Annotated in this window: 3 protein-coding genes; all 3 read left to right on the top strand. The window is 71.6% G+C overall.

The genetic code is table 11. The features are described from left to right. The first annotated feature begins 76 nt into the window (after positions 1–76). The 3 genes from B9C99_RS00200 (at position 77) to B9C99_RS00210 (ending at position 24,145) form a co-directional block, all read left to right on the top strand. Entirely contained in the window at positions 77–10,714 is a 10,638-nt protein-coding gene (locus B9C99_RS00200; RefSeq protein ID WP_088896596.1) for a non-ribosomal peptide synthetase, read from the top strand. A 76-nt stretch (positions 10,715–10,790) separates the two neighbouring features. After that, entirely contained in the window at positions 10,791–23,105 is a 12,315-nt protein-coding gene (locus B9C99_RS00205) for a non-ribosomal peptide synthetase (protein ID WP_088896597.1), read from the top strand. Then, a complete protein-coding gene (locus tag B9C99_RS00210; RefSeq protein WP_088896598.1) occupies positions 23,102–24,145 on the top strand; it encodes an ABC transporter substrate-binding protein in 1,044 nt (347 codons plus the stop codon). Before B9C99_RS00205 ends, B9C99_RS00210 begins: the two co-directional genes overlap by 4 nt. Positions 24,146–24,155: the final 10 nt, after the last annotated feature.

The following is a 24,155-nucleotide window of genomic DNA, read 5'->3' on the forward strand; positions in this document are numbered from 1 at the left end:
GGTTAGGCGGCCCTAACTATATCCGGACGGAGGGGCGGATCCGAGGGGGCGGGTCCAGGAATGTCGAGGAGTACCCGTGGAATCGATCGTGCCTCTGCCGTTGACCGCTGCCCAGGCGGGAATGTGGTTCGCGCAGACGATCGACCCGTCGAACCTGACACTCGTCACCGGGCACTTCCTCGAGATCGACGGCGCCATCGATCCGGCCGTCCTCGCCAGCGCCGTCCACACGGTCTTCGCCGAGTCCGCCGGACTACGCGCCCGGATCGCCGTCGTCGACGAGGTGCCCGTCCAGTTCCCCGGTGCCCATCCGGCGCCGGAGATCGAGGTCACCGACCTCACCGCCGACGCCGACCCGCGGCGGACGGCCGTCGACACGATGTGCGCGATCCTGCGCGTGCCGATGGATCCGACGGCCGAAGCCGGCATCGGCGCCCGGGTGTTCGTCCTCGGACCGGACCGCGTCCTGCTGTTCCTGCGCGCCCACCACGCGTTGCTCGACGTCTACGGCTACAGCCTGATCGAACGCCGCATCGTCGCCGTGTACACCGCACTCGTGCGCGGCGAGGACGTCCCGTCCGCGACCTTCGCTTCCGTCGAGCAGATCGTCGCCGAGGACGAGGAGTACCGCAGCAGCGAGCGCATCGTCGCCGACCGCGACTTCTGGACCGGGACGCTGCGCGGTGCGCCCGACGCACTCGGCCTCGCAGAGACCGCGGTGCCGGCCGCATCGTCGCTCGCCCGCGCGGTGGTCACCGAATCGGTGCAGGTCCCCGGGGACGTCGCCGAGGCACTCGACGCAGCAGCACGCCGCGCCGGGGTGGGCTGGCCCGACCTCGTCACCGCCGCGACCGCCGCCTATCTCGGCCGGGTCACCGGGGTCCGCGACGTGGTGCTCGGCTTCCCGGCCATGAACCGGATGGGCAGCGTCGCCGCGAAGGTGCTCACCACCGCCGTCAACGTCGTGCCCCTCCGCATCGAGGTCGCCCCGGAGGCGAGTCTCGCGGCGCTCGCCGCCGATGTGCGTGCCACCGTCGCCGCACAGGGACGCCACACCCGCTACCGGGGCGAGGACATCCACCGCGACCTGCGTCTGCCCGCGACCAGCCCCGGTCCGGTGGGCCCCACCGTCAACATCAAGCCGTTCGGCGACACCGTGCGATTCGGCGACGCGACCGCCACCGTGCACTCGCTCGCGCGCGGTCCCGTCCACGACCTCGCGGTGGTCGCCCGTCGCGTCGACAGCACCCGCGCACTCGAACTGACCCTCGACGCCGACGCCGACCGGTACACCGTCGAGGAAGTCGCCGGTCACGCCGCGGCCCTCGCGCGACTGCTCGCCTTCGCCGCCCGGGAGGACGCTGACGAGCGTCCCCTCGCTCACGCGGACCTGCTGGACCCGGATTTCCGTGCCGGCCTCGAATCCCGTTGGCACGGAACCGTCGCCGAATCCGTCGCGCCCGACGCGATGGATCTGTTCGACGCGCAGGTGGCCGCCACCGGTGCCGCGCCCGCGCTCGTCGCCGGCGCCGACCGTCTCACCTACGCCGAACTCGACGCGCGCATCGATGCCGTCGCAGACGAACTCGCACGGGCAGGCGCGGGACGCGAGGTGACGGTCGCGCTCGCGCTGCCGCGCACCGCCGACATGGTGGTCGCGCTCCTCGCCGTGCTGCGGACGGGCGCGGCGTACCTGCCGCTCGACCCCGCCTTTCCCGCCGAGCGACTCGAGTACATGCTCGACGACGCGCGACCGGCGATCCTGCTCACCACCGACGACTTCGCCGACCGTCTCGGCGCATCGATCCCGGACGCCACGGCGGTCTTCCGTGACGGCGTCCTGCACTGGCGCGGCGACGTCCCCGCCGGCACCACGCCTTCCGGGCGAGTCGTGCCCCACCAGTCGGCATATGTCATCTACACCTCGGGGTCGACCGGCCGGCCGAAGGGTGTCGTGCTCTCGCGCGGCGCACTCGCCCGCTTCGTCGACGCCGCGACCGATCTCACCGGAATCGGCACGCACACCCGGCTTCTCGCCCTGACCACCCTGTCGTTCGACATCTCGGTGCTCGAACTGATCGTGCCGCTGTGCCGCGGCGGGGCCGTCGTGCTCGCGGGCGACGACGAGGCGCGCGATCCGGCGGCCCTCGCCACGCTCGCCGCCACCGAGTCGGTGAACTGCATCCAGGCCACCCCGTCGCTGTGGGGCGCGATCGTCGAGCACGACGGTCTGGATCTCGCCGGTGCGGACGTGCTCGTGGGCGGCGAGGCCCTACCCGCCGTCCTGGCCGGAACCCTCGCCGCGCGAGCGCGTTCGGTTGTCAACATGTACGGTCCCACCGAGGCGACGGTGTGGTGCACCTCCGCTCCGGTCGCGCCGGACCTGCCGTGGACCGGGTCGGTGGGCCGCCCCTATCCGGGAACCGGTGTGCGCGTGCTCGACCGGCAGTTGCAGCCCGTGCCGGTCGGCGCGGCCGGTGAGCTGTACGTCGTGGGGCAGCAGCTCGCACGCGGTTACGGCGGCCGCCCCGGCCTCACCGCGACCCGCTTCGTCGCCGACCCCTTCGGCGACGGCCGGATGTACCGCACGGGCGATCTCGTACGCTGGACCGCCGACGGCACCCTGCAGTATCTCGGACGCGGTGACGACCAGGTCAAGGTTCGCGGCCACCGCATCGAACTCGGCGAGATCGAAACCGCAGCAGCGCACTTCCCCGGCGTGACGCAGGCCGTCGTGGTCGCCCGGCCCGACGCCACCGGAGCGGCCCGCCTCGTGGGCTACGTGACCGGCACCGACGTCGACACCGCAGCGCTGCACGACTTCCTCCGCACGCGTCTGCCCGAGTACATGGTGCCGTCGGTGACGGTCGTGCTCGACGAGTTCCCGCTCACCGCGAACCTCAAGGTCGACCGCAAGGCCCTGCCCACCCCGGAGATCGGCGCCCCCGACACCGGACGCGATCCCGAGACCGCCACCGAACACACCCTCGCGGATGTCTTCGCCGACCTGCTCGGGCTCCCGGCCGTCGGTGTCGACGCCGACTTCTTCACCCTCGGCGGAACGTCGCTGTCCGCCACCCGACTCGTCGCGCGGATCCGTTCGGCGCTGGACGTCGAGGTGTCGCTGCGCGACGTCTTCAACGCTCCCACCGTGGCCGAATTGGCCGAATTGGCCGTGGTGGTCGACGGTGCGAGCCCGGCACGGCCCCGCTTCGTCGCAGGGCCGCGACCGGAACGGATCCCGTTGTCGTCGGCCCAGCAACGCCTGTGGTTCCTCGACCGCGCCCAGGGACCGTCGCCGACCTACAACATCCCGTTCGCCCTCGAACTGCACGGCCGGCTCGACGCCGACCTGCTCGACCGTGCGCTGGTGCACGTCGTTGCCCGGCACGAGGTGCTGCGCACCGTCGTCGGCGTCGTCGACGGTGAGCCCGTGCAGGTCGTCACCGACACGCCGTCGACGATCCTGCAGGTCGCGGAGGCGCGCGACGGGAATGCCGCGGCACTTCTCGACGCGGCTGCGCGGGCATCCTTCGACCTCGGACAGGACCGTCCGTTCCGTGCGCATCTCGTGCGACGCGCACCGGATGACGCGGTGCTGCTGCTCGTCGTGCACCACATCGCCGGCGACGAGTGGTCGGCCGAGACGGTCTTCGCCGACCTCGCCGCCGCCTACGCGGATCTCTCGGCGGGTCGTGTGCCCGACGACGCGCCGCGTCCCCAGTACGCGGACTTCGCGGTGTGGCAGCGCGGTCTCGCCGACGACCCCGCCGCGGCCGCGCTCCGCAACCGCGATCTCGCGTTCTGGCGTTCCACCCTCGCCGGGGCACCCGAGGAACTCGCCCTGCCGCACGACCGTCCGCGACCCGCGGTGCCGAGTCACCGCGGTGGCGAGGTGCACGTGCAGGTGGGTTCGGAACTGTCTGCGGCCCTTCGGGATACGTGTGCCCGTTCCGGGACGAGCATGTTCATGCTCACCCACGCCGCGGTGGCCGCCCTGTTCACCGCGCTCGGTGCGGGCGACGACATCGTGCTCGGCGCGCCCGTCGCGGGTCGCGCCGACAGTGGGCTCGAGGACATCGTCGGCTTCTTCGTCGACACCGTCGCCCTGCGCACCGATCTGTCCGGCGATCCCGACACCGCCGAGATCCTGACACGCGTACGGCGCGCCGACCTCGCCGCGCTCGCCCACCAGGAGGTGCCGTTCGACGAGGTGGTCGACGCCGTCGGTGTCACCCCGTCGCTCGCGCGGCACCCGCTCTTCCAGACGATGGTGCAGTACCGCACCGAACCGGTCGTCCCGCAGATCGGCGACACCGTCGCGACCGTGTCGTATCTGTCCACCGGCGCGTCGAAGTTCGATCTCACCGTCGACTTCGTCGACGCCACCGACGGTTTGTCGATCCGCTTCGAGTACGCCGAGGACCTCTACGACCGTACGAGCGTACGGACCCTGGGGCAGCGTCTGCTGTCGGTGCTCGCGGCCTTCGCCGAACCCGAACCGCGGCACCTCTCGACGATCGACGTGCGCACCGACGAGGAGCGCGCCGCCGGCACCGCCGAGGCGGTGCCCGCCACCACGCAGCTGCTGCCGGATCTGCTCGCGGCGGCCTTCGCCACCCACCCGGATCGCCCGGCGCTCGTGTTCGGCACCGAGACCCTGAGCTATCGGGAATTCGGGGCGCGCGTGCATCGTTCGGCTCGTGCGCTCGCCGAGCGGGGCATCGGACCCGGCAGTGTCGTCGCGGTCGCGGCGGCACGCTCCGACGCCGCCGTGGTGGCCCTGGCCGCCGTCGTCGTCGCCGGTGCCGCCTACCTGCCCGTCGACCTGTCGTACCCGCCGGCACGCATCGAGTTCATGCTCACCGACGCCGCACCCGATCTCGTGCTCGTCGATACGGACGGCGCCGTGCCCGGAGGGGCACCGGAGCTGACCCTCGCCGCACTGGCAGAGGCGGCACAGGGCCACCCCGACGCGCCGGTGACCGACCTCGACCGCACCCGGCCGCTGCATCCGGAGGACGGATCGTACGTCGTCTACACCTCCGGTTCGACGGGTGTGCCCAAGGGGGTCGTCGGAACCGCTGCGGCGCTGGCGAACCGGCTGGCGTGGCAGGCGGCACGCGTCCGCCCGGCCGGCGACGACGTGCGCCTGGCCAAGAGCTCGCTGAGCTTCATCGACGGTTTCACCGAACTGTTCGCCGGTCTGCTCTCCGGTGCGACGATGGTCCTCGCCGACGACGCGGCCTCCCGTGACGCCGAGACCCTCGCCGATCTCGTCGCCCGGCACCGCGTCCGGATGCTCACCGCGGTGCCCAGCCTCGCCGAGACCCTCGCCGCCCTGCGCCCCGAGGCCGCGGAACTCGTCGACACGTGGTTCCTCAGCGGAGAACCCCTCGGCGCGAGCGTGATCGCGGCACTGCCGGGCGCACGGGTGATCAACTCGTACGGTTCGTCGGAGGTCGCCGGCGACGTCACGACCTGGACGGCGCCGGGCTCCGACGTCGACCGCGTCCGCATCGGTGCCCCCGTCGACGGCGTGACCGCACGCATCCTCGACCGGCACCTGCGTCCCGTCCCGGACGGGGTGACCGGCGAACTCTACGTCGGGGGAGTGCAGTCCGCCCGCGGCTATCTCGGCCGCCCGGACCTGACCGCGGCGCGGTTCGTCGCCGACCCCACCGGGAGTGACGCTCGGCTGTTCCGTACCGGAGACCTGGTGCGGCGCAGTTCCTCCGGAGAACTCGACTTCGTTTCGCGCGCCGACCACCAGCTGAGCCTGCGCGGCTTCCGCATCGAACCCGGCGAGGTCGAGGTCGCATTGCGGCGCCACCCGGCGGTGACCGCGGCCCTCGTCACCGTGCGCCCGTCGGCGTCCGGAACCGATCTGCTCGTCGGCTACGTCGTCGCCGATCCGGCCGCACCGCGCCCGACGGTCACCGACCTGCAGGACCACCTGCGGACGGTGGTGCCGGACTACATGATTCCCGCCGTCTTCGCCGTCCTCGACGCCATGCCGACCCTGCCCAACGGCAAGGTCGACCGCGCGGCTCTGCCCGATCCCGCGCAGAGCCACAGCACGCGCGAGGCCACCGACGACGAACGCGCCGTGTGCGAGGTGCTCGCCGAACTCCTCGGTGTCCCCCAGGTGGGCCCCGACGACGACTTCTTCGCCCTCGGAGGCAATTCGCTCCTCGCGACACGTCTGTCCGCTGTGCTGCGCGTGCGCACCGGCCGGAACCCGTCGATCCGCGACATCTTCGATCTGCGCACCCCCGCGCGACTCGCGGCGACGGTCCCGGCCACCGCCGCCGGACCCGAACTCGTGCGCCGCGACCACGCCGATCTCGTCCCGATGTCGGCGGCGCAGCGCCGGCTGTGGTTCCTCTTCCGCCTCGAGGGCGCGTCGGCGACCTACAACATCCCGTACACGATGCGGTTGCGCGGCACACTCGACATCGACGCCCTGCGCGGCGCCCTGCAGCACCTGATCGCCGGGCACGACACGCTGCGCACGGTGTTCACCGAACCGGACGAGGATGACGTCGAGCAGATCGGCTACCAGCGGGTGCTGCCCGTCGAGGACTGCACCGTCGACCTGCGGATCGTCGACACCGCCCCGGCGGATCTCGACGCGCTGCTCGCCGAGGAGGCGGGCCGCCCGTTCGATCTCGCCCACGACCTGCCGATCCGCGCGACGCTCGTGCGCACCGCTCCCGACGACGCGCACCTGATGGTGCTCGTGCACCACATCGCCGCCGACGAGTGGTCCGCCACGCCGCTGGTCGCCGACCTGTCGGCCTGGTACGCGCACCTGACCACCGGGGCGCCCGCACCTGCGTCGCTGCCGGTGCAGTACCGGGATTTCACTCTCTGGCAGGACGAACGTCTCGGTACCGGGGAAGAGTCTCTGCGTGAGGTCCAGACCGAGTACTGGGCACGCGTCCTCGACGGCGCACCCGAAGAACTCGCCGTGCCGCACGACCGGCCGCGCGGTGCCGTCAGCAGCTACCGCGGCGGCGCGGTCCCGTTCACCGTCGACCCGCAGACCCGCTCGGCACTCGCCGATGTCGCCGCCGAATCCGGCGCGACGATGTTCATGCTCACCCACGCCGTCGTCGCGGCACTGCTGCGCGCGCACGGCGCCGGGGACGACATCGTCGTCGGCACTCCCGTCGCGGGGCGCCCCGACGCCGCCCTCGATCGGATCGTCGGCTTCTTCGTCAACACGCTCGTGCTGCGCACCGATCTGTCCGGCGATCCCACGGTCCGCGACCTGCTCGCGCGGGTCCGGGAAGTCGATCTCGACGCCTACGCGCACCAGGACCTGCCGTTCGAGGTGCTCGTCGAACGACTCGCCCCGGCCCGGTCGCTCGCGCGCCAGCCGCTGTTCCAGATCATGGTGCAGTACCGCGACCGGCTCGACGAGATCCGCATGCCCGGTCTCGACGCCGAACCGGTCTTCGTCGAGACCGGCACGTCGAAGTTCGACCTGACCTTCGACCTCGCCGAGACCGACGACGGTGGGATCCGCGGTCGCATCGAGTACGCGACCGATCTGTTCGACCGCGACACCGTCGACGGATTCGCGCAGCGGCTCACGGCCCTGCTGGCGGAGATCGCGGCGAATCCGGACGCCTCGCTGTCGGAGCTGAGCGTGCTCACCGCCGGCGACCGGAAGGTGTTGGCGGCAGCGGAGATCGGCACGGTCCGCGACAACGGTCCCGATCGCACGATCCCCGAACTGTTCTCACAGCAGGTCGCTGCGACACCGAATGCCCTCGCACTCGTCGACGACGCCACCGGACGGCGGTGGAGCTACGCCGAACTCGACCGTGCCGTCGCCGCCCTGGCCGGACACCTGCGTTCCGTGCCCGGAGTAGGAACGGATGCCGTCGTGGCCGTGGCGATTCCGCGCAGCACCGCGCTCGTGGTCGCCCTGCTCGCGATCCACCGCGTCGGCGCGGCGTATCTGCCGCTCGACGAGAACTATCCCGCCGACCGACTCGCGTACATGCTCTCCGATGCGCAGCCCGTCGCGGCGGTGGTGGCAACCGACGTGGCGATGACCTTCGACTCCGGTGTGCCGGTGCTCGAGGCCGACGAATCCGGTTCCGTCGGTACCGATCCCGTAGAGACGGTCACCGCACCGGCCGCGATGCCTCTCGACCGCGCGGCGTACGTGCTCTACACCTCCGGATCCACCGGAACCCCGAAGGGCGTCGTCGTCGGCCATCGCGCCGTCGCGAACCGGCTGCGGTGGATGCAGGACGAATACGGTCTCACCGCCGAGGATCGGGTGCTGCAGAAGACCCCGTCCGGATTCGACGTGTCGGTGTGGGAGTTCTTCTGGCCGCTGATCACCGGCGCCACGCTCGTCGTCGCGACCGCCGACGGTCACCGCGACCCGCACTATCTGCGCGACGTGATCGCCCGGCAGTCGATCACCACGGCGCACTTCGTGCCGTCGATGCTCGCGGCGCTGCTCGACGTGCTCGCCGAGCAGGACGGGCCGCTGCGCCTGTCCCGGGTGATCTGCAGTGGTGAGGCGCTGACCGCCGATCACCGTGACCGCTTCCACACCCTCGTCGACGCCGAACTGCACAATCTCTACGGCCCGACCGAGGCGGCCGTCGACGTCACCGCGGCACCGATTCCGGCGCAGGACATCCCGTGGGTCCCGATCGGGCGACCGATCGACAACACCCGCACCCTCGTCCTCGACGAACGGCTCCGGCCGGTGGCGCCGGGCGTCGTCGGCGAGTTGTATCTCGGCGGTGTCCAGCTCGCCCGCGGCTACCACCGGCGGGCGAGCCTGACGGCGGGCCGGTTCGTCGCCGACCCCTTCGGTGACGTGGGGGAGCGGCTCTACCGCACCGGCGACCTCGTGCGATGGCGCGACCGGGGCGCGGGCCTCGAACTCGACTACATCGGTCGCGCCGACGGCCAGGTCAAGCTCCGCGGCCTGCGCATCGAACTCGGGGAGATCGAGGCGACGCTGGTCGCGCATCCGAACGTCGCGCAGAGCGCCGTCGTCGTGCGCGACGGCATGCTCACCGGCTACGTGGTGCCCCTGTCCGGGCACACCGTCGAACCTGCGGACCTGCTCGTGCACGCCGCGACCTCCCTGCCCGATCACATGGTCCCGGTCACCGTGACCGTGCTCGATGCACTGCCGCTCGGACCGAACGGCAAACTCGACCGCAGGGCACTCCCGGACCCCCAGCCGACCGTGACGGCGCGCCGCGACCCGGAGACCCCCGCCGAGGCCGCACTGTGCGAATTGTTCGCGGAGGCACTGCGTCTCGACGTCGTCGGACCGGACGACGACTTCTTCGCGCTCGGTGGCGACAGCATCGTCTCGATGCAGGTCGTCACGGCCGCGCGTCGCAAGGGCATCGAATTCGGTCCGCGCGAGATCTTCCGGTGGCGCACCCCGGCCGGTCTCGCCGCCGTCGCGCAGTTCGCCGAGACGGCCGAACGGCCGGCCGGTCCCGTGGACGATCGGGAGCCGGGCCCGGTGCCCGTACCGCCGGCCGTGCACGCGCTGCGCGAGACCGGCATCGAGCCGGCCGGTGCGGCGATCGTGTTCGCCGTCGACACCCCGGCGGACGAGGAGCAGGTCGCCGAGGCTGCGCGCACGGTGGTCGCCGCGCACGATGCGTTGCGCATGCGGCTGACCCGCGTGGCGTCGGTGCTGTGGTCGCTCGACACCCACCCCGCCGACGAGGTGCCGGTCCGGGTCGTCGAGACCACCGATCTCGCAGCCGCCGAGCAGCGGGCCCGCATCGAGGCCGCCACGACGCTCGACCCCGAATCCGGGCCGGTGCTCTCGGCCGTCCTGCTGACCACCGGACAGGCGGGTCGCCTCGTGGTGGCGGTCCACCCGATCGTCGCCGACGGTGTCTCCGTCGGCGTGCTCGCCGCCGACCTCGCTGCGGCGGTGACCGGGAGACCGGTCGCCGTTCCCGCAGCCACCGCGCGGGGACTCGCGACCCGCATCAACGAGCGCGCGCAGGATCCGGCGCTGCTCGGGGAACTGGCGCACTGGGCGCAGGTCCTCGCACCGGGGGCCGCGCTGAGCACGGCTGTGCTCCCCGTCGGCGATCCGGTCGAACCTGTCGAGGTCGCCCCCGTCGAGATCCCCGCCGGTCCGGCCGATGAGCTGGACCCCGCTGCCGCAGCGGTGACCGCGCTGGCCGTCGCTGTCGCACGCGTCCGCGAGGCCGCGCCGGCACAGCTGCTCGTCGAGATCGAACGCGACCCGCGCCGGGTCTCCGACGGCGAGCCGGACTGCACCCGGACCGTCGGGCCGTTCGCCGTCGGTGTGCCCGTACGGGTTCCCGTCGCCGACGATGTGGACGCCGTGTCGGCCGGTGTGACCGCCGCCGTGGACGCCGTGCCCGGGGACGGTTCCGGCTACGCGCTGCTGCGACACCTCAACGCCCAGGCCGCGCCGGCCTTCATGGCGCTGGCCCGACCCGACGTCCTCGTCCGGATCGAGACGGTGCCGACGGAACGGCGGACCCCGTCCGGTCACGCCCTCGAGTTGTCGGTGCGGATCGAGGACGAGGCGGACGGTCGCATATTCGTGGCGACGATGCGGTCGGACGGACGAATTCCCTCCGAGGAGATCCGAGCGCTGTCCGAGGCCTGGACGACGGCGATGAACGCGCCGGTGGGAGCAGGTTTCAGCACCCCCTCGGGCACCTAGTATGGTTAGCCTAACCATCAGCTAGTCGGTATGCGCCCGCGGTTCGTCGCGGCATCCGTGGGAGAGAGAAAATTCGATGCAGTCGGTGTATCCCGTCACGCGCGCGCAGCGGACCATCTATTTCGGTCATCAGCTCGACGCCACCGGGCACCTCTACAACACCGGCATGTACACCGAGACCATCGGTGACGACATCGACATCGACCGGATGATCACGGCGATCCACTCGGTGCTCGACGTCGCGGAGACCCTGCACGTCAACTTCGACGTCGACGCCGACGGCAACGTCGTCCAGATCCCGCGCGCGACCCACGAGTGGGACCTGCCGGTCATCGATTTCCGCGGCGAGGACGACCCGGCGGCGGCGTCCGACCGCTGGATGCGCGAGACGATGAGCGAACCGCAGGACCTCGCCCGCGACCTGCTGTTCCGATTCGCCATCCACCGCCTGTCCGACGACACCGTGCGGCTGTACCAGCAGTACCACCACATCGTGAACGACGGCTACGGCATCGGCCTGGCGACCACCGCGATGACCAAGGCGTACGTCGAGGGCAAGGGCCCCGACCGCGCCGCGGAGTGGACCCTCGAACGGTACGTGCGCGTCGACGAGGAGTACGTCGCGAGCGAACAGCGCGAACTCGACCGTCGCTACTGGCTCGACGAACTCGCCGACCTCCCGCAGGTGACGCGCCTGCTCGGCTCGGGTCGCCTGTCGAGCCCCGGCGAACTCGTCGCCTGGTCGCACATCGACGCCGACGGACGCGGCCGGCTCGAGCGGTACGCCAAGGCCCACGGCACCCGGCCCGCCACCGTGCTCATCGCACTCCTCGGTGCCTATCTGGCCCGGGCCACCCGCCGCCGCGACGTGGTGATCAGCCTGCCCACGACCGCGCGTGGCACCCGCGAACTGCGCACCGTGCCCGCGATGGTCGCCAGCGTCCTGCCCCTGCGTTTCGACGTGCCCGACGACGCGCGTCTGGCCGACGTCGCCGAGGTCATCGACGGCAAACTGCTCGGACTGCTCAAGCACGGCCGGTACCGCGGCGAGGATCTCGGCCGCGAACTCGCCGAGATCGACCCGGACTGGCGGCCCCCGACCGTCGGCGTGAACATCATGCCCGCAGCTGCCTCGCGGTACTCGGTCGGCCGGGAATCGCAGGCGCACATGCTGTCCTCCGGACCGGTCGGCGAACTCGAATTCATCCTCGTGCTCGAGAAGGCCGGGCACCCGATCGAGATCGGACTGCGCGGCCACGCCGACGATGCACCGCTCGCGCAGCGCTGCGCCGCCGACCTCGACGACTTCCTCACCGCGATCCTCGACGACCTCGACGCGCCGCTCGGCACCTTCGACGTCGCCCCGGCACCGTCGCTCGCCGAGAACCCCGAGGCCGACCACGTGGGCGAGAGTTCCGAGGCCGATCACATCGGCGTTGCCGCCGGGCACGAGGACACCATCGCGGGGCCGCTCGCGCTCATGCCGGCCACCGCGCGACGCCGCGACGCCGGACTCGCCGTCGACGCCGACCTGCGCGAATACCGCATTCCGGCTCCGGAGGATCTCACCGAGGACACCCTGGCCGCCGCCGTCGCCGCCGTGGTCGCGCACCACCCGGCGCTGCGGACGACCCTCACCGCACCGGCTCCGGTGCTGTGGCTGCTGTCGGTGAACGACACCGCCGCCGTCGACGCCCGGACTCTCGTCGCGGACGCCGCGCTGCCCGCGGGAGCCGCGACCGCCGACCTGCCCCTGCGTCCCGAGGCCACCGTCGGCCGGATCCTGACCGCGGTGCGGCTCACCGGCGCGGACGAGACCGCCGGGGAACTGGTCTTCCTCGCCCCCGCCGGACTCGTCGACGAGACGTCCTGGTCGATCGTCACCGCCGACCTGCACCGCGCCCTGCGCGCCGCCCGGCGCGGCACGCAGATCGTGCTGCCGCCCGTGCCCACCTCGCCCGCGACCCACGCCCGCGTCTTCACCGAGCAGGCCGCCTCCCCGCAGCGACTCGCAGAACTGCCCGACTGGATGACCACCGTCGCACCCGGTGCCGAGTTCGCCGCAGCGGTGGCCACCGGCCGCACACGGACGCCCGTGACCGTCACGCTGACCGACGACGAATTCGCCACGGCGACAACCACGGTGGCCGGTCTCGTCTCGGGTGACTCGACCGATGTGTGGACCGCGGTGACAGCAGCCGCGGTCGCGAACACCCGTGAGAGCGGCGACGGTGAACTGCTCGTCGACATCGTCCGCGACGGCCGCATCGCACTGACCGCCGACGCCGACCTCACCCGCACCGTCGGCGCGCTCGACTGGACGACGCCGGTGCGGCTGGCGCTCGCCACCGATCCGCTCGACGCCCTGCGCGCCGCGAAGGAACGCCTGCGCGCCGCCCCCGACCGGGGCATCGGCTGGCCGATGCTGCGTTACGCCAACGTCCAGGCCGGACCGGCCCTCGCGCCGCTCGGGCAGCCGCAGGTGCTCGTGCGGAGCGGCGGAGACCGCATCGGCAACTACCTGCTCGACATCCACGTCGAACGGGGAACCGGCGGCGCCACAGTGCATCTCACCGCCGACGAGGCTCTCGACCCCGATCTCGTGGCCCGGCTCGCCGAGGCATGGCGCGCGGCATTCGACGATCTCCTCGGCCGCGCCGACGCAGCCTCGGGAAGAACCTCCCTAACCCCGTCCGATCTCGGGCACGTCACGCTCACGCAGGCCGAGATCGATCGTGTCGCACGGATCGCGCCCGTGCGGTTCGAGGACATCTGGCCGCTGTCGCCGCTGCAGCGCGGCCTGTACTTCCAGTCGGTCTTCGACTCGTCGAAGGACATCTACACCGCCCAGTTCTCGCTCGACTTCGGCCACCGCCTCGACGTCGCGCGCCTGCGCCGCGCCGCCGCACGGTTGCTCGCCGAGAATCCCACCGTGCGTGCCGGTTTCACCGACTACGGTCTGTCCGATCCGGTGCAGTTCATCGGCGCGGCGGATCTCGAGGTGCCGTTCACCGAGGTCGACCTCACCGACCTCGACCCCGCCGAGCAGCAGGCCCGCGCCGAGAAACTGATCGAGGAGGATCGGCTGCAGCCGTTCGACCTCGCGTCCCCGCCGCTGTGGCGCATGCTGCTGCTGCACCTCGACGGCATCGACCGTCTCGTCGTCAACCGCGAATTCATCCTGTGGGACGGCTGGTCCGGTGCGCTGTTCGTCGACGAACTGCTCGCCCGCTACGCCGGTGACGAGATCGCGGCGCCCGAAGCGGGTTTCACCGATTACCTGCAGTGGCTCGCCGCACGCGACCGCGCCGCCGCCGAGCAGGCCTGGCGCGACGAGTTCGCCGGTTTCGACAAGCCCACGCTGCTCGCCGGATCCACCCGCGACCGCGCCGCCATCGTGCCGCTGCGCATCGAGTCGTTCATCGACGAGACGCTCACCGCGGCACTGCGCGACCGGGCCCGCAGCACGGGTGTCACCCTCAACGCGTTGATGAACGCCGTCGTGGGCCTGCTGCTCGCCGCCGAGTCCGGCAGCACCGACGTCGTGTTCGGCTCCACCGTCGCCGGGCGGCCCACCGAGATCGTCGGACTCGACCGCGTGATCGGCATGTTCCTCAACACCGTCCCGGTGCGGGTGCGCCTGTCCGGCGCCGAGACCGTCGCGGACCTGCTGCGCCGCATGCAGGACGAGTACGCCGACCGCATGGAGTTCGAGTATCTCGGACTCGGCGACATCCTCCGCGCCGTCGGTCATTCCGAACTGTTCGACACCCTGTTCGTGTTGCAGAACTTCAAGGACGCCGACGAGATGGCCCGGCAGTCCGCGCGGCACGACATCGTCGCGGAGGACAGTCTCGACCACACGCATTATCCCCTCGCGATCGTCGTGTCGCCGGGACGGACGATGCACGTCAAGATCGACTACCGGCCCGACGTCGTCGACGGCTCGCGTGCCCGGGCCCTGCACGACCGCTTCGTGGCGCTGCTCGAGTTCGTCGCCCGCGGAGTGGATCTGCCGGTCGCGTCCGTGCCGGCACTGACAGCCGCCGAGCACGCCGTCACCGACGCCCGGCTGCGCGCCGAGATCCCCGAGGTCGAGGACGTCACCGTCGCCGAGATGCTCATCGCGCGCGCCGCGACCGACGCCGACCGCATCGCCCTCGTCTCCGGTGAACAGAGCTGCACCTACGGCGAACTCGCCGGCCGCGTCGAAGCGCTCGCCCGCACCCTCATCGCCGGGGGAGCGGGACCCGAGACCATCGTGTGCCTCGGCCTGCCCCGCAGCATCGACACCGTCGTCGCGCTCTTCGCGATCCTGCGCACCGGTGCCGCCTACCTGCCGCTCGAACTCGACCAGCCCGACGAGCGTCTGCGCACCGTCATCGACGACGCGCAGCCGGCGCTGTTCCTCACCACGACCGCGGTGCAGAACCGTCTCGGCCTGCCCGCCGACCGCAGCATCCGCCTGGACGAAGCGGTCGCGATGGAACTCGGCACCGCCGACACCGCGCCGCTGACCGACGCCGAACTCGGCGCGTTCGCCCCGGGCCGTCCGGGCCGGCTCGAGCACCCCGCCTACGTCATCTACACCTCCGGGTCCACCGGCAAGCCGAAGGGTGTGGTCACCCCCTATCGGGGCCTCACCAACATGCAGCGCAACCATCAGGACGAGATCTTCGATCCGGTGGTTTCGTCGGTGGACGGACGCCGGATGCGGGTCGCGCACACCGTGTCGTTCGCCTTCGACATGTCGTGGGAGGAACTGCTCTGGCTCGTCGAGGGTCACGAGGTGCACGTCTGCGACGAGGACCTGCGTCGCGACGCCACCGCGCTCGTCGAGTACTGCAACACCCACGCCATCGACGTCGTGAACGTCACCCCCACCTACGCGACGCAGCTGATCGCGGACGGCATGCTCGACGAGGGGCCGGGACAGCACCGCCCGCCGCTCGTCCTGCTCGGCGGTGAGGCCGTGTCGGATTCGGTGTGGACGCGCCTGCGCGAGACCGACGGCACCCTCGGGTACAACCTCTACGGCCCCACCGAGTACACGATCAACACCCTCGGCGGTGGCACCGACGACAGCGCGACCCCCACGGTCGGCGTCCCGATCCGCGCGACCCGCGCCTACATCCTCGACCCGTGGCTGCGCCCCGTCGTCGACGGTGTCGTCGGCGAGTTGTACATCGCCGGTGTGGGTCTCGCGCGCGGCTATCTGAACCGTTTCGGGCTCACCGCCGACCGGTTCGTCGCCGATCCGTGGTCGGCCGGTGGTCGCATGTACCGCACGGGCGACCTCATGCGCCTGCGTGCCGACGGCAACCTCGACTATCTCGGCCGCGTCGACGACCAGGTCAAGATCCGCGGCTACCGCGTCGAACTGCACGAGATCGCGGCCGTGCTCGAGGAGCACCCCGAGGTCGGCACCGCGGCGGTGATCGCCGTCGACGACCCGCTCGTACCCGGCACGAAACGACTTGCCGCCTACGCGGTTCCGGTCGGTGCCGGTGATCCGTCCGATCTGTCCTCGCGGCTCGTCGCCCACCTGCGTGCCCAGCTGCCCGACTACATGGTTCCGGCCGGGGTGCAGCTCATCGACTCCGTGCCGATGACCGTCAACGGCAAGCTCGACACCCGCGCCCTGCCCGAACCGCAGGCCGCCACGGGCCTCGGTGGACGCGCCCCGCGCACCGAGACCGAGAAGGTCCTGTGCGAGGTCTTCGCCGACGTCCTCGGCATCGACGAGGTCGGCGCCGACGACGACTTCTTCGAACTCGGCGGGCACTCGATGATCGCCATGCGGATCGTCGGCCGCATCCGCTCCGAACTCGGCGTGGACGTCACCATCCGCGACCTGTTCGAGGCCCGCAGCGTCGAGGAACTCGCCCGCCGCATCCCCGGTGCCGCAGCGGCGCTCCCGCCGGTCACCGCGCGGACGCGCCCCGACCGGGTGCCGCTGTCGGCCGCCCAGGAACGCCTGTGGCTGCTGCAGCAACTGCAGGACGACAGCCTCGCCTACCACTACGCGCACGTCGCCCGCCTCGACGGTGCGGTGGACGCCGATGCCCTTGCCGCGGCGGTCGCCGACGTCGTGGAACGTCACGAGAGTCTGCGCACCGTCGTCGAGTCCGAGGACGGCGCGCTCTACCAGCGGATCCTGTCCACAGCCGAGGCCGTGCGCTTCGAACTGCACGAGACGGAATCCGAGGATGCCGTCCGGGTGTTGCTCACCGAGCGGCTCACCGCGTCGTTCGATCTGCGCACGGACCCGCCGCTGCGGGTCGTGCTGGTGCGCGTCGCACCCGACCGGCACGTCCTCGCGGTGGTGCTGCACCACATCGCGACCGACGAATGGTCGGACGCGCCGCTGCTCGGCGACCTCACCCGCGCCTACCTCGCCCGGTCGGCCGGTGCGGCACCCGAGTGGTCGCCGCTGCCCGTCCAGTACGCCGACTACACGCTGTGGCAGCGCGAACTGATCGAGGCCGGCCGGATCGACACCCAGATCGACTACTGGACCGACACTCTCGCGCAGCTGCCCGACGAGATCGTCCTGCCCACCGACCGGCCCCGCCCCGCGCGGCCGACCGGCGCGGCGGGCAACACCACCGCGACGGTCCCCGCCGACATCGCCGCCCGCCTGCGTGCGGTCGCGGATGCCCGTGGCGGCACGATGTTCATGGCGCTGCACGCGGCCGTCGCGGCACTGCTCTCCCGGCTCGGCGCGGGCGACGACATCGTCGTCGGCACCCCGGTCTCGGGCCGGTCCGACACCGCCCTCGACGAACTCGTCGGTTTCTTCGTCAACACCCTCGTGCTGCGCACCGACCTGTCCGGCGAACCCACCTTCGCCGATCTCCTCGACCGGGTGCGCGAAACCGATCTCGCGGCGATGGCGCACCAGGAGGTGCCCTTCCAGCAGCTCGTCGAGCGACTCGCACCGCCGCGCGTCGAGGGACGGAACCCGCTGTTCCGGGTGATGGTGAGCTACCTGCAGCGCCCCGCGCAGCTGCCCGACCTGCTCGGTGTGCCCACCCGCTGGGAGCCGCTGAGCAACGTCCGCGCCAAGTTCGACCTCAATCTCACCTTCGTCGACGCCCCGGACACCGGTGAGGTCGCCGTGTCGGTGGAGTACGCGACCGACCTGTTCGACGCCACCACGGCCGATACGTTGCTCGCCGCGCTGCTCACGCTGCTCGACCAGGTCGCGAGCACACCCGAGACCAGGATCGGTGACGTCGCGATCCTCGACGCCGACGAGGCCGCGGGGCAGCTCGCCGTCGGCACCGGTGAGCGCGTCGACTTCGCTCTCGTCCCGCTGAGTCAGGCACTCGCGCGCAGTGCCGCCGAGCACGCCCGACGACCGGCTCTCGTCGCGGCCGACCGCACCCTCACCCACGCCGTGCTCGACGCCGCCTCGAACCGCCTCGCCCGCGAACTCGTCGCGCTCGGTGCCGGACCGGGTGCGATCGTTGCGGTCGCGGTGCCCCGCTCCGTGGAGCAGGTCGTCACGATCCACGCCGTCGTGAAGTCCGGTGCGGCCTACCAGCCGATCGACACGACGCTTCCCGAAGCGCGCATCGAGTACCTGCTCGGTGACGCACGTCCGCGAGTCGTGCTCACGCGCAGCGACATCGAACTGCCCGGCGAACATCCGCGACTCGACCTCGACGACGCCGAGGTCCGTGCCCGCATCGACGCCCGCAGCCCGGAGCCGGTCACCGACACGGACCGGATCGCGCCGCTCACCCTCGACCACCCGCTCTACGTCATCTACACCTCGGGGTCGACGGGTCTGCCCAAGGGCGTCGCCGTGTCGCACCGCGCCGTGGCGAACCGGCTCGAATGGGCGCGCTGCGAACTGCCGCTCTCGCCCGACGACCGGGTGCTGCTGCGCACACCCGCGACCTTCGACGTGTCGGTGTGGGAGTTGTTCGCGCCGTTCGTCGACGGTGCGAGTGTCGTCGTCGGCGGACCCGACGCGCATCGCGATCCCGTCGAATCGGCGACCCTGTTGCGCGACGGGAACATCACCGTCGCCCACTTCGTGCCGTCGATGCTCGAGGAAACCCTCGCCGTGCCCGCCACCGCGGACGCCGCGAACCTGCGCCGCATCGTGTGCAGCGGAGAAGCACTGTCGCCCCGCACCGTCGAACACGCGGCGAAGGTGCTGCCGCAGGTGAAGGTCCACAACCTGTACGGCCCGACCGAAGCCGCCGTCGAGGTGACCCTCGACGCCGACCCGGGTGCCCGCATCGGTTCGCCCACCCGCGGTTCCGTCATCGGCCGGCCGGGCGCGAACGTGTGCCTGTACGTGCTCGACCGGTATCTGCGCCCCGTGCCGGCCGGCACCCCCGGTGAGCTGTACATCGGGGGAGTGCAGGTCGCGCAGGGCTACCTGCGGCGCCCGGCACTCACCGCGCAGCGGTTCGTCGCCGACCCCTACGGCGATCCCGGTGAGAGGCTCTACCGCACCGGCGATCTCGCGCGCTGGGACGCCCGCGGCGACCTCGAGTTTCTCGGTCGCGGCGACGACCAGATCAAGCTGCGCGGTCTGCGCATCGAGCTCGGTGAACTCGAGGCGGCTCTCGATGCCGTCGACGGTGTCGCCCGTGCCGTGGCCGCGGTCAAACCCGGTCCCGCCGGCTCTGCCGGTCCGACCGGCACAGGCGATTCGGTGCTCGTCGGATATGTCGTTCCCGCAGCGGAAGTCGCGGTGGACCCGGTGGCGGTCCGTGAGGCGCTCGTCGGACGTGTGCCCGATTACCTGCTGCCCGCGCGGATTCTCGTGATCGACTCGGTCCCGACGACCTTCAACGGCAAACTCGATCGCAGTGCCCTTCCGGCACCGGAGTTCGACACCGGATCCGGACGGCAGCCGCGTACCGAGCTCGAAGCGACGATCGCGACACTGTTCGCGGATGCGCTGGGACTCGACGAGGTCGGTATCGACGACGACTTCTTCGCGCTCGGTGGGCATTCGCTCGCTGCGATCCGGCTCGTGAACGCGATCCGCTCGGAGCTCGGCGCCGATCTGGCCCTGCGCACGGTCTTCGACGCCCCGACGGTGGAGTCGCTCGCGCAGCGGTGCGCGGCGGCGGGTCAGGCGTCGCCGCGACCCGCGCTGGTTGCGGCCGACCCGCGACCTGCGATGGTGCCGCTGTCGTACGCGCAGCAACGCCTCTGGATCCTCGACCAGCTCGGGGCCCGCGGCGGCGTGTACAACGTGCCGGTCACGTGGCGGGTGCACGGACGCGTCGACGTCCCGGCACTCGAAGCGGCCGTGCGCGACGTCGTGTTGCGTCACGAGGCGCTGCGCACGGTCTTCCCGAGCGCGGACGGACAGGCCTACCAGCAGGTGCTCGCGCCCGACGAGGTCCGCGTTGTCGCCGACCACCGCTCCGTCGCCGCGGCGGACGTCCGCGATGCGCTGGCCGAGGCGATCGATCACCGCTTCGATCTGTCGGCCGAGCTGCCGGTGCGGCTGTCGGTCCTCGACGCCGGGGACGACACCGTCGTGGCGCTGGTGATCCACCACATCGCCGTCGACGAGTGGTCGACCAAGGCGCTGCTCACCGATCTGGCGACCGCCTACGCGCTGCGGCAGGTGGGGCAGGCACCGGAGTGGACGCAGCCCGCCGTGCAGTACGCCGATTTCACACTGTGGCAGCGCGACCTGCTCGGCGACCCGGCCGATGCGGAGTCGCTCGCCGCGCGTCAACGCGCCTACTGGCGCGACGCCCTCGCCGGCCTGCCCGAAGAACTGCCGCTGCCGACCGACCGGACCCGTCCGGCCCGCACCTCCTATCGCGGTGGCGCGGTGCCGTTCGCGCTCGACCCGGAGGTCGTGCGTGCACTGCGGGAAGTCGCACGTGCACACGACGTCTCGATGTTCATGGTCGTGCAGGCCGCCGTCGCGGTGCTGCTCGCCGCCTACGGCGGTGGCGAGGACATCCCCCTCGGCACCCCGGTCTCCGGACGCGGCGACGCGCAACTCGAGGATCTCGTCGGTTTCTTCCTCAACACCCTCGTGCTGCGCACCGACCTGTCCGGCGACCCCACCGTCGCCGAACTGCTCGACCGGATCCGCCGCACCGACCTCGAGGCGTTCGACCACCAGGACCTGCCGTTCGAGCAGGTCGTCGACGCGGTGCTCGGCTCCGACCGATCCGTCTCGCGCGCCCTGCACCCGCTGTTCCAGGTGATGATCGTCTATCTCGTCGAACCCGATCCGCGCAGTGCGGGTGGGCTCACGGCGGGTGTCACCCCCGAACCGCACCCGATGGAGACCTCGAAGTTCGACTTGTCCTTCGACCTCGTCGAATATGCGGGTACCGACACCGTCGTCGGCGTCGTCGAGTACAGCTCCGACCTGTACGACCGCGGCACCGTCGAACGTCTCGCCGCCGGACTCGACCGGGTGCTGCGCACGCTGGCCGGGGGAGAGGCGCACCGGCGCCTGTCCGCCATCGACGTCCTGCCGGCCGACGAACGTGCACAGCTCGAACGATGGCGGGCCACACCGGCACCGGTCGCCGAGGCCGTCACCGTCGCGGACCTGTTCGACGACGCGGTCGACCACCACCCGCACGAGACCGCGCTCGTGGCAGGCGATCTCGAATGGACCTTCGCCGACCTCGCGTCCCGGGTCCGCCGATGGGCGCGCCTGCTCGTCGACCACGGTGTCGCTCCCGAGACCCGCGTGGCGCTCGTGCTGCCCCGCACGGCCGACACGATCGCGGCGATGCTCGCGGTGCTCGTCTCCGGCGGCGCCTACGTCGCGCTCGAACCGCGCACTCCCACCGAGCGTCTCGCGACGATCCTCGGCACCGCGGAACCGGTCGTCGTCCTCACCACCCGAGAACTCGCGTCGTCGCTGCCCGCGGTGGACGCGCCGGTGCTCGCGCTCGACGACGAGACGCTCGCGGCGCGGGTCGCCGGCTACGACGACGCCCCGCTGACCGACGCCGACCGGCTCGCACCGCTGCGCGCCGACCACCCGGCCTACGTCGTGTACACCTCCGGCTCCACCGGCACACCCAAGGCGGTCCTCGCCCTGCACCGCGGCCTGACCGCGCTGTTCCACAGCCACCGCGCCGACCTCTACGCGCCGACGCAGACACGGACCGGACGCGACCGGCTCCGGGTCGGCCACGCGTGGTCGTTCGCCTTCGACGCGTCGTGGCAACCGCAGCTGTGGCTCTTCGATGGGCACGCGGTGCACGTCGTCGACGAGAAGGTCCAGCGCGACCCGGCCGAGATGGTCCGCGTCGCCCACGAATCCCGCTGGGACTTCGTCGAGGTCACCCCGTCGCATCTCGCGCAGCTGCTCGATCACGGACTCGCGGACGACGGGCGGTGCCCGGCCACGCTCGGCTTCGGTGGCGAGGCCGTCTCCCAACCGATGTGGGACCGGCTGCGCGACCTGGACGGGGTGAGCGCCTACAACCTCTACGGGCCGAGCGAGAGCACCGTCGACGCGCTCGTCGCACGGGCTTCGGACGTCGAGGCGCCCGTCGCGGGCCGACCGGTCGCCGGAACCCGGGCCTACATCCTCGACCGGTGGATGCGTCCCGTGCCGATCGGCGTGGAGGGCGAGCTCTACCTCGCCGGTCGTGGACTGGCCCGCGGCTATCTCGCCGACCCGGGTCGCACCGCCGACCGATTCGTCGCGGACACGATCGATCCGGAATTCCCCGGCGACCGCATGTACCGCACGGGTGACCGGGCCCTGTGGACGCCCGACGGACACATCCGGTACCGCGGCCGCGGTGACGACCAGGTCAAGATCCGCGGTTACCGGATCGAGCCGGCCGAGATCGAGACCGTGCTGTCGTCGCGACCGGACGTCGCGACCGCCGTGGTGCTCGCCCGCACCGATCTCGGTGCGACGGCACGTCTCGTCGCCTACGTCGTCCCGGCCGCCGGGCACACCCTCGACGCCGAGACGCTGCGACGCGCGGTCGCGCGGGTGCTGCCCGACTACATGGTGCCGTCGGCGACGGTCGTGCTCGACGCCCTGCCCACGCTCGCCAACGGCAAGATCGACCGCGCCGCGCTGCCGCGACCGGAACTCGCCCCGCGAACGCACCGGGCACCGTCCACACCGGCCGAAGAACTGCTGTGCGCCCTCGCCTCCGAGGTCACCGGCGTCGAGCAGGTCGGCGTCGACGACGATCTGCTCGAACTCGGATGCGACAGCATCTCGGTGATGCGGATCCTCGGCGGACTGCGCGCGGCCGGATACGTGATCGACGCCGAGTCGATCTTCACCACCGGGTCGATCGGCGGACTCGCCGCGACCCTCCACGAGAACGAGATCCGCGGCGCCGGGAACGGGGACCCGGCCGGCGGACCCACGAAGTGTTCTACAGCAGAGGAGAATCGATGAGGATCCACAAGCGACTGCGCCGGATCGGCGTCGCCCTCGCCGCCACCGCCATGCTGGTCGGTGTCACGGCGTGCGGCTCGGACACCGACAGCGGTGGCTCGTCCGGCAGCGCGACGGCGGCGAACGGCGAGTTCCCGGTCACCGTCTCCGGCAAGTTCGGCGACACCACCGTCGAGTCCGCCCCGACCCGCGCCCTGCCGCTGTCGCCGCAGGACGCCGACATCCTGCTGTCGCTGGGCGTCACCCCGCTCGCGCTCCCCGTCGATGCCCAGAACCTCGCCGCGACCGGCGGCACCGGTGTGTGGCCGTGGGAGGCCGAAGCGCTCGGCGCCGACGTCCCGCCGCTGCTGAACATGGACGGCGGTGCCACGGTGATCGCCGAGCAGATCGCCGCGCTGCAACCCGACATCATCGTCTCCACCGGCTTCTGGGGACTCGAGCAGAACACCTACGACCAGCTCGCCGAACAGTTCCCCGTCGTCCACTTCGACTACCGCGCCAACGGTGAGCCGTGGCAGGACTCCACCCGCAAGATCGCCTCGGCCCTCGGCATCCCCGAGAAGGCCGAGGAGGTCATCGAGCAGGCCGAGGTCGATCTCGACGCCGCCAAGGAGCAGTACCCCGCGCTCGACGGCGCGACCTACAACGCGATCATCGGTGACACCGGTGGTCAGCTGTCGGTGCTCGCCGCCGACGACCGCGGCATCGGGCAGTTCCTGAACTCCCTCGGCCTCGAGCTCAGCGAGTACGCGAACACACTGCAGGTCGATGCCGACGGACGCGGTGTGCTGTCCTACGAGGAGATCTCGCAGCTCGACGCCGACCTGCTCGTCGTCGTCTCGCCCACCGGCGATCTCGGATACCTGACCAAGTTCGAGGCGTGGAACCGTCTGCCGGCCGTCGAGCGCGGCGCGGTCGTCTCGCTCGCCCGCAACACCGGCATGCCGAACGCCGTGGGCTTCCCGTCGGCGTTGTCGCTGAAGTGGGCCACCGACGAGATCGCCCCGATGCTCGCCGACGCCGCCGCGAAGTCCGAGTGACGGCCCGGCA

Source organism: Rhodococcus sp. BUPNP1 (assembly GCF_002215235.1).
Lineage (GTDB): Bacteria > Actinomycetota > Actinomycetes > Mycobacteriales > Mycobacteriaceae > Rhodococcus.

What these genes read in the sequence shown, in the direction of transcription:
- B9C99_RS00205 (WP_088896597.1), top strand. Translation starts at nt 10,791, where the DNA reads ATGCAGTCGGTGTATCCCGTCACGCGCGCGCAGCGGACCATCTATTTC.
- B9C99_RS00210 (WP_088896598.1), top strand. Translation starts at nt 23,102, where the DNA reads ATGAGGATCCACAAGCGACTGCGCCGGATCGGCGTCGCCCTCGCCGCC.